Genomic DNA, 8,410 nt, shown 5'->3' on the forward strand with positions numbered 1-8,410 from the left:
GGGGAGGGAGGCCCGACGGCGCGATGCTGACGATCGGGATGCTGGGCGGGATGAGCTGGGAGAGCAGCGCCGAGTACTACCGGCTCGCCAACGAGCTGGTCCGGGCGCGGCTCGGCGATCTGCACTCGGCCCGGTGTGTGCTGTTCTCCGTCGACTTCGCCGAGATCGAGGCCATGCAGGCCGCCGGCCGGTGGGACGAGGCCGGCGTCGTCCTCGCCGCCGCCGCGCGGTCGCTGGTCGCGGCCGGCGCCGACCTGGTACTGCTGTGCACCAACACGATGCACAAGGTCGCCGACCAGGTCCAGGCGGCAATCGACGTCCCGCTGCTGCACCTCGCGGATGCCACGGCGGCCGCGGTGACCACCGCGGGGCTGCGCACCGTGGGCCTGCTGGGCACGGCGTTCACGATGGAACAGGCGTTCTACCGCGATCGGCTCACCGCCGCCGGGCTGCGCGTCCTCGTGCCGCGCGCCGCCGACCGCGCGCTCGTACACCGCGTCATCTACGACGAGTTGTGCCGCGGCGTCGTGCGGGAGGAGTCGCGCCAGCAGTACGTGGCGGTCATCGAACGGCTGGCAGCGGCGGGTGCCGAGGGCGTCATCCTCGGCTGCACCGAGATCGAGCTGCTGGTCCGCCGGCAGGACAGCCCGGTGCCGGTCTTCCCGACGACCCGGCTGCACGTCGAGGCCGCCGTCGATCTGGCTCTCGCCACGGGGGCGGCCTCGGCCGGGTCCGGATGACCGGGGCGAGCGGCCCGGGCGGTCCCGAGAGGACGGCAAGGCCGGGCGGTCCCGAGAGGACGGCAAGGCCGGGCGGTCCCGAGAGGACGGCGAGGCCGGATGGTCCCGGGCAGGCGGCGAGCCCGGCCGACCCGGCGCACCCGCATCCCAGCGCATGGGACCGGCTCTCGCCGATCCATCTGCGGCAGTTCGCCCGGGCCACCGGGCTGGCCGTCGGCGAGGTCCGTGCGCTGCCGGAGCATCTCGTCCCGGCGTGGCTGCGGCCTACCGGCGGCGAGCGGCGGCTGCCGGTGCTGCTCGCCACGGTGGTGGCGATCGCGTTGCAGTGGGCGCTGCCGTCCCGGCTGACGCTCACTCCGCGCTGGCTGCTGCCCGGCATGGAGATCGCGCTGCTGGCAGGATTGACCGCGGTCAACCCGGTACGGATGACCCGCAAGCACCCGGTGGAGCGGGCGGCGAGCCTCGTGCTGACCGCTTCGGTCACCGCCGCGAACGGGGTGAGCGCGGCCCTGCTCGCCCACCGGCTGGTCCGCGGCACGGCCGGAGAGGACCCGGCGGCCCTGCTGAGCACCGGCGCGGCGATCTACCTGACGAACGTCATCGCCTTCGCCCTCTGGTACTGGGAGTTCGACCGCGGCGGGCCGTTCGCCCGCGCGCAGAGCGAACGGCAGTACCCCGACCTGCTGTTCCCCCAGATGAGCGATCCGGCGAACGCCGATCCCCGCTGGGAGCCGACATTCGTCGACTACCTGTTCGTCGCGTTCACGAACAGCACCGCCTTCAGCCCGACGGACACGATGCCGATGACCCGCTGGGCAAAGCTCATGATGATGGCCCAGTCGACGATCTCGATCATCCTCGTCGCCCTCGTCCTGGCCCGCGCCGTCAACATCCTCCGCTGACCGGCCACGCACCGGTCAGCGAGACGGCTGCGCTGTGCGCGCCGGATCAGGCACTCGGCGCGCGGCCGGCTGCGGGCAGCTCGATCCACCGCCGCGCCGAGGGTCGTGTGCGCCGCGCCGCCCCAGCACCACCCGATTGACGGCCGCGAGCCAGCACGCGCCGAGGAAGGCGCCGCCGATCACGTCGCTGGGATGGTGCATGCCGCGGTAGGTGCGGCAGAACCCGACGAGCACCGGCACCGCGACCGCGGCGACCACCGACGCGACCAGCACGGCCCCGACCCACCACGGCCGAGCCGACGCCGAATGCCCCTCGCCCGCGCTTCTGCCCTGGTCGCCGGAACCGGAACCGGAACCGGCCGGTCGTCGCCCAAACCGGCCGTCCGCGGCGAGCCGGCGCAGCACGAGGGCCAGACCTCCGTACAGGCACACTGCTGCGGCGGTGTGCCCGGACGGGAAGCTGGCCAGCGGATCCCCCGGGTCGAGCCGGGGCACCGCGGGGCGCGGCCGATCCACGAGGGCGTTGGACGCCTCATAGATGGCGGTCTCCCCCGCGGTGAGCAGGATGATCCCCGCCGGCAGCCACCAGCGCCGCGTCCACCACCCGACGGCCGCCGCCAGCACCGCCGTCGCGGCGATGACCGTCCAGGTGTCGGCGAGGTAGGTCGCGTCCGCGGTGAGGCGGACCAGCCCGCCGGCGCGGTGGTCGGCGAACCAGCGCTCGGCGTCGGTGTCCCAGCCCCGCACCTGGCCGGGCCCGTGGACGAGGAGAGCGCCGGTGCCGGCGAGGATGAGCACAAGCAGCCCCGCCGCCACCACGAGACGGCCGCCCAGGCCGAGGATAGATCGCACGGATCAGTTCTTCTCCACAACGAACGCCCCCGACACCTGCCACCCGGTGCCGCCCAGGACGCGATCACTTCAGCCTCCTGGCAGGCAGCCGTCCGGTTGCCCGCCGAGGACCAGCCGGCCCCGGATCCTGAGTCGGCCGTCGCGCCGTGACGGAACGCGCGGCGGTTCAGACTCCGAGGCCGTTGCGCTGCGCACGGCGGATCAGCCGTTCTGCGCGCGGTTGGCTGCGGACGGCTCGATCCGCCGCGGCGCCGAGGACCGTCGCGAGCGCCGTGAGCTCCGCGGCATCGGCCTCGGCATCGGCGCCGTCGACGCGGGCGGCGAGGCCCGCGAGACCGCCCGGGTCGGCGGGGTCGGCGGGGAGCCGGGTGGCGACGTCCGCAGCCAGGTGGATGGTCCGCCACGGTTCGAGGGCGAGCTGGCGGCGCAGGTGGTCGAGGATGGCGGCGGTGGTGCGGTCCGTCTCGCCGAGGCGGGCGGCGAGCTGGTCGACGAGCCTGACCTCCACCACGCCCGCCGGGTCCGCCACGCCCGCCGGGTTCGCGAGCAGGCGCAGCGCACCGCCACGCAACCGGACGAGCACGGATCCCAGCAGGGCGTCGTAGGCGAGCGCGGCGACGAGCGGGCCGAGCACGTCCGCCCCGGGTTGCGCGGCGGTGATCCCGGCCCACAGGCTGATCACTGACTTGACCATCACGAACGCGGCCTGCCAGTCGAGCCGGCCCGGATCCACCACGACGCCGGCGGCGGCCTCGTACTCGGCGACGCGGGTGGTGAAATCGCCGAAGTCGGTGTGCGCGCCACGCATCCAGATCCAGGCGAGGTCCTCGTGCGGGTCGCCGGCGTGGAACAGCTCCCAGTCCAGCAGGGCGACCACCCGCCCCTCGTGGACCATGAGGTTGCCGGGGCCGGCGTCGCCGTGCACCGGCCGTGCGGGCGCCGGGTCATCCGGGAGGCTGTCGGCGAGGATCCGCAGCGCCAGCCGGATCAGCGGCCGGTCCAGGGTGCCCGTCGTGGCGGCTCGTGCGCGCCACCAGTCGAGATCGGATCGCAGCGCCGCGGTGATCGACGACGCCGCCACGCCGAGGTCGACGGGATCGAGCCGGTGCAGCCGAGCGAGCAGCGCCATGTACTGCGGCGCGGCCTGCTCGACCGCCGCCGGGTCTGGTCTGCTGGTGCCGGGGATGAGCTCCAGCAGGGTGCCGGCCGGGTCCGCCAAGGTCGCGAGCACGGCGGGCACGGGCAGTCCGCACGCGCGGACGCGCCGGAGCACCTCGGCCTCGCGGGCCAGGGTCATCTCGCTGCCGTCCATCACCCCGCCGGTGGCCGGGTCGGCGCGCAGGAAGGCGATGCCCGCGCCGGCGGGAGTCTCGACGCGGTAGGCCTCGCGGGATGCCCCCGCGGGCACGGGCACCAGGCGGACCGCGCCGACACCGAGGGCGGCGGCGATCTCGTCGGTCCGTTGGGCCCAGCTCGAGATGGGGGTCACGGCAGTCCTCTCAGCCTTGGCGAAGAGTCGATACTAGCTAGAACTGACAGGTGCTCAATTTTTTGGGAGGCGAGATGACCGCAGCCGAGCCGAGCGAGCCGACCGGCCTGAGCGACGTGGCCCGGCTGTCCCGGCAGCCGGCGGGCGGGGGCGGGGGCGCACCCGGGCCGAAGGGGCGGCGCACCCGCCTGCGGCTGCTCGGCGAGGTGGAGCGGCGCTGCCTGGCCGCGCCGTACCTGACCGTCGCCGTCGCGGACGTCGCGCGGGCGGTGCACACGTCGCCGGGGACCTTCTACCACTACTTCCCCGACCTCCCCAGCGCCGTCGCCGAGGTGGCCGAGCAGCACATGGAGCAGTTCGAGCGGGTCACCGCGCTGGCCGCGGCACTGGTGCGCGAGGGTGCCGCGCCCGAGGCGTGCGAGCGGTTCGTCCGGGCGTTCCACGACTTCTGGAGCGAGCGGCGCGGCCTGCTCGAGACGATCGTGCTCGCCTCCCGCGACGAGGACCCGCGGGTGTTCCGGGTCCTGCTGGACGCCATGAAGAGGCTCACCCACGTGCTGTCGGTCGCCGTCGTCGACGGCCATCCGGTGGGCCTCGCCGGGTCGCTGGTGATGATGCTGGTGATGTCGGCGGCCCGCCGCGAGGGGTTCGCCCGCGACGGGGCGCCACTCGAGGAGCTCCTCCGCTCCCAGGCGCAGATCATCCATCTCAGCCTGGCTCGGGGCCGGTAGCAGTAATTGACGATGTGTCAGTTCTGTGGCAGCGTGCCTCGCGGCACGAATCGGAGCCGGCGAGGTGGCCATGGACGAGTTCGACCCAGTGGGCGGTTCCAGCGGCGTCGGCGATCCTGCCGGCGGTGGCGGCTCCGACGAAGTGAGCGGTCTCGGCGAGATCAGCCTGGCGAGCGTGTTCGACCGGCGGGTCCGGATCAGCCCGGGGGTGCCGGCGGTGCGCGACGTGGGGGGCGAGCCGGTGACCTGGGGCGAGCTCGGCGACCGGGTGACGGCCCTCGCCGCGGACCTCGCCTCCCGCGGCGTCCGGCCCGCCACCGTCGTGTCCTGGCAGCTTCCAACCAGCGTCGAGGCGATCGTCCTGCTGCTCGCGCTGTGCCGGCTCGAGGCGACGCAGAATCCCCTGCTGCCCGTGTACGGCGACCGCGAGCTCGACTTCATCCTGCGCCAGGCCCGCCCGGCGCTGCTCATCGTCGACGGCGCCGACCCGGCGCGGACCGCCGCCGCCCGGCGCGTGGCCGCCGCCGTGGCCCGCGACGGCGCGCCGATCGACGTCCTCGCCTGGGGCGAGGACAGCTCCGGGCAGGGCGCCCCGCCCGCCCCGCTCGCGCCGCCGACGGGCACCGCTGGCCGCTGGTACTTCTACACCTCAGGGACGACGTCGGCGCCGAAGGGCGTGGTGCACACCGACCGCGCGGTACTGGCGGCCGGACGCACCCTGGTCGAGCGGCTCGGGTTACGCCCGGACGACCGGTACGGCGCGGTCTTCCCCCTCTGCCACGTGGGCGGCCCGGCCTGGCAGGTCGCAGCGATGCTGGTCGGCTTCGAAACGCTGTGCGTCGCACGTTTCACCGACGAGGCGATCACCGCCCTGCATGACTTCGACGTCACCATCGCCGGGGCCGGCCCGCCGTTCTTCCTCGCCTACCTCGCCGCCCAGCGGGCGCTGCCGGCCGGCCGGCGGCTGTTCCCGCGGGTGCGCGCCTTCCCCGGCGGCGGCACCGGCCGGCCCCACGACCTGGACGCGCGGATGGTGGCCGCGTTCGGCGCCGGCATCGTCCCCACCTACGGGCTGACCGAGGCGCCGATCGTGTGCATGGGCCGGCTCGGCGACTCCCCCGCGCAGCGGGCCACCACCGAGGGGATCGCCGCGCCCACGGCGCGGCTGCGGGTGACGGCCGCCGACGGCGCCGCCGCGCCGGCCGGCTCGGACGGCGAGATCCAGATCCGCGGCGACCACCTGATGCTCGGCTACTTGGACTCGGAGCTGACCGCCGCGGCGATGACACCCGACGGGTGGCTACGCACCGGTGACCTGGGCCGCCTCGACGCGGCCGGCTACCTGACCGTCACCGGACGAATCAAGGATGTGATCATCCGGAACATGGAGAACGTGTCGGCCGTGGAGGTGGAGCAGGTGCTGGCGACCCATCCCGATGTCGCCGACGTATCAGTCATCGGGCTACCCGACGAGCGGACCGGGGAGCGCGTGTGCGCCGTCGTCGTGCCCACGGCCGCAGGCGCCCCGCCGGGCCTCGCGGACCTGACCGACTGGTGCGCCCAGGCGGGTCTGATGAAGCAGAAGTGGCCGGAGCAGCTGGAACTGGTCGCCGAACTGCCCCGCAACCCGGTCGGCAAGGTCACCAAGGCCCAGCTCCGCGAGCGCTACCTCCCCGGAGGCGGCGCGGCCACGGCGGCACCGCGATGACCGGGGACACCGCGATGACCGGCAACACTGACAGGACCGGCAACACCGATAACACCGATAACACCGACAGGACCGACAGGACCGGCGACGCCGACAACACCGGCTCCACCGACGCTGCCGGCTGGGGCCTGACGGAGGCGGACGACCGGCTGCACCCGTTCCCGCCCGACGAGCCGTTGTGGACGGAGACCGTCTGGTTCAGCTGGATGGTGCCCGAACGTCACCTGCTGGGCTACGTGTACCCGGTGTTCCGGCCCAACCTCGGTGTCCAGTTCGGCGGGGTGACCGTCTACGACGCCAGCGCCCACCTGCCCTGGGAGCTTCCCGTCCGCCACTGGCAGCAGCACATCCCGCTGCCGGAGCTGCCGGACCTGCGCGACGCCCGCCTCGCCGACGGCATCACCCTGCGCGCCGCCCGCCCCGGCCACACGTACGACATCGGCTACGCCAGCGACGAGCTCACCCTTGACCTGCGCTACGAGGCCCTGATGCGGCCGCTGGTCTCCGGGGGCGAGTCCGACCTGTTCGCCCAGGGCGGTCATCTCGACCAGCCGGGACGGGTCACCGGGACCATGGTGCTGCACGGCGAGCCGATCGCCGTCGACTGCTTCGCGATCCGCGACCGGGCGTGGGGCCCGCGGCGCGACCAGCGGCAGCGGCGCGTCGGCTACGCGTACGGCACGGCGTCGGCGACCGAGGCGTTCCTCGCCCTCAGCGGTCAGGACCGGCAGGGCACGGACCGGGTCTGGACGGGATACCTCATGCGGGACGGCGTATGGTCCCCGCTGGTCGCCGGCGAGCGGCAGGTGGGCCGCGACAGCGAGGGCAGGCCGGCGACCGTGCGGATCACGGGCCGCGACGAGCTGGGCCGGGCGCTGTCCGCGACGGGCACGGTGGTCAGCCGGATGGTCTTCACCCCGTACCCGAGCATGTTCGCGTGGTGCAGCATGACCCGCTGGGACCTCGACGGCACGCCGTGCTGGGGCGAGGACCAGGACGTGTGGAGCCCCCGCCGCTGGCGCCGCGACATGGTCGACGCCCCCGCGGCCACGCCTGCCGAGCCTGGGTGAGCGGTCGAGTCCATAACTGCCCGGCCGAAAACCTGTTGCGGTGCCGGCCGCGGCGCCCCTAGAAATCCGGCATGGAAGAGCAGCCTGTGACCGAGCAGCGCCTGCCCGGCGGCCGGCACGTCGGGGGCGTCCGCATCGGCGACACCGTGCACCGCCCCGCCAACCCCTGGACCCCTGCCGTGCACGGGCTGCTGCGCCATCTCGACGCGGTCGGGTTCGACGGCGCGCCGCGGGTTGCTCGGCTTCGACGGGAAGGGCCGCGAGGTGCTGACCTGATCGACCGGCTGGGCATCGACGCGCTGCGACCCATAGCCGCCGACTTCGAGCAGGCCGCCCGCGAGATCGACGCCCTGCCACCCGCCTTCTGGGCCTGACAGCCGCGCGACACCAGACCCTGGGCCTGTCTACAGGCCACGCACAGCCACCTCACAGTCTCAACTCTCACCCTCCTAACCATGCGCTCCACAACGGGGGGCCGATGGGTGGGAAAGGGCTGCGATGGCGACACGCGAGCAGGGGATCCGACGAATAGGCCCCGTCACGACCGGATTGGCCGCCGTGGCGGCCGCCGGTGTCATCGGATTCGGGGTCCTCGCCCACGAGCACACCACGGACGACGACACCTCGGCCACCGCGACCACGACCGGCACCACCTCGACCGGCACCTCGTCCAGCGGCACCTCGTCCAGCGGCACGACGACCGACTCCTCCGCGAGCACCAGCTCCTCGGACAGCACCAGCTCCTCGGACAGCACCGACCCGTCGAGCAGCACTGACTCCGGCACCTCGTCGAGCGGGACGTCACCCTCGAGCGCCAGCGGCCAGGCCCACGCCACGACCGGGGGTTCCTGAAGTGCCCCCGATGACGAGTACTCGACCCGCGAAACCGGCCACCGACGAGCCCGGCCCCACCACGCC

9 protein-coding genes are annotated in these 8,410 nt (G+C 73.9%); 6 read left to right on the top strand and 3 right to left on the bottom strand.

Annotated elements, in window-relative coordinates; all coding sequences use genetic code 11:
* Together NBZ85_RS23375 and NBZ85_RS23380 are read left to right on the top strand one after the other, a co-directional pair.
* Positions 1-740: aspartate/glutamate racemase family protein (locus NBZ85_RS23375; protein ID WP_261562592.1), on the top strand; the 740-nt coding region annotated here is incomplete at its 5' end.
* Positions 737-1,642 carry a hypothetical protein gene (locus tag NBZ85_RS23380; RefSeq protein WP_261558848.1) on the top strand — a complete coding sequence of 302 codons (906 nt, stop codon included), beginning with the start codon at positions 737-739 and terminating at the stop codon, positions 1,640-1,642. The genes NBZ85_RS23375 and NBZ85_RS23380, both read left to right, overlap by 4 nt.
* 15 nt (positions 1,643-1,657) lie before the next feature.
* Here NBZ85_RS23380 and NBZ85_RS23385 read toward each other — a convergent pair whose 3' ends face one another.
* Both NBZ85_RS23385 and NBZ85_RS23390 read right to left on the bottom strand, forming a co-directional pair.
* Entirely contained in the window at positions 1,658-2,494 is an 837-nt protein-coding gene (locus NBZ85_RS23385) for a phosphatase PAP2 family protein (protein WP_261558849.1), read from the bottom strand.
* Positions 2,495-2,660: 166 nt separating this feature from the next.
* Positions 2,661-3,983 carry a phosphotransferase family protein gene (locus tag NBZ85_RS23390; protein ID WP_261558851.1) on the bottom strand — a complete coding sequence of 441 codons (1,323 nt, stop codon included), beginning with the start codon at positions 3,981-3,983 and terminating at the stop codon, positions 2,661-2,663.
* Between the two features lie 74 nt (positions 3,984-4,057).
* Here NBZ85_RS23390 and NBZ85_RS23395 point away from each other — a divergent pair, with 74 nt between their 5' ends.
* From NBZ85_RS23395 to NBZ85_RS33865, 4 genes are all read left to right on the top strand, one after another.
* A complete protein-coding gene (locus NBZ85_RS23395) occupies positions 4,058-4,714 on the top strand; it encodes a TetR family transcriptional regulator (RefSeq protein ID WP_261558852.1) in 657 nt (218 codons plus the stop codon).
* 70 nt (positions 4,715-4,784) lie between these two features.
* On the top strand, positions 4,785-6,422 hold the full coding sequence (locus NBZ85_RS23400) for a class I adenylate-forming enzyme family protein (protein ID WP_261562593.1): 1,638 nt from the start codon (positions 4,785-4,787) through the stop codon (positions 6,420-6,422).
* Positions 6,423-6,436: 14 nt separating this feature from the next.
* Positions 6,437-7,492, top strand: a complete 1,056-nt coding sequence (locus NBZ85_RS23405; protein ID WP_261562594.1) for a DUF7064 domain-containing protein — start codon at positions 6,437-6,439, stop codon at positions 7,490-7,492.
* A gap of 86 nt (positions 7,493-7,578) precedes the next feature.
* A complete protein-coding gene (locus NBZ85_RS33865; protein WP_261562595.1) occupies positions 7,579-7,866 on the top strand; it encodes a hypothetical protein in 288 nt (95 codons plus the stop codon).
* 75 nt (positions 7,867-7,941) lie between these two features.
* Here NBZ85_RS33865 and NBZ85_RS23415 read toward each other — a convergent pair.
* A partial coding sequence (locus tag NBZ85_RS23415; RefSeq protein ID WP_261562596.1) for a hypothetical protein occupies positions 7,942-8,410 on the bottom strand: 469 nt, incomplete at its 5' end.

It is taken from the genome of Frankia tisae, from assembly GCF_025403405.1.
GTDB classification, from domain to species: Bacteria; Actinomycetota; Actinomycetes; order Frankiales; family Frankiaceae; genus Frankia; species Frankia tisai.

Excerpts from the sequence above, each read along its gene's own strand:
- NBZ85_RS23380 (WP_261558848.1), top strand. The coding sequence starts at position 737 with ATGACCGGGGCGAGCGGCCCGGGCGGTCCCGAGAGGACGGCAAGGCCG.
- NBZ85_RS23395 (WP_261558852.1), top strand. The coding sequence starts at position 4,058 with ATGACCGCAGCCGAGCCGAGCGAGCCGACCGGCCTGAGCGACGTGGCC.
- NBZ85_RS23400 (WP_261562593.1), top strand. The coding sequence starts at position 4,785 with ATGGACGAGTTCGACCCAGTGGGCGGTTCCAGCGGCGTCGGCGATCCT.
- NBZ85_RS23405 (WP_261562594.1), top strand. The coding sequence starts at position 6,437 with ATGACCGGCAACACTGACAGGACCGGCAACACCGATAACACCGATAAC.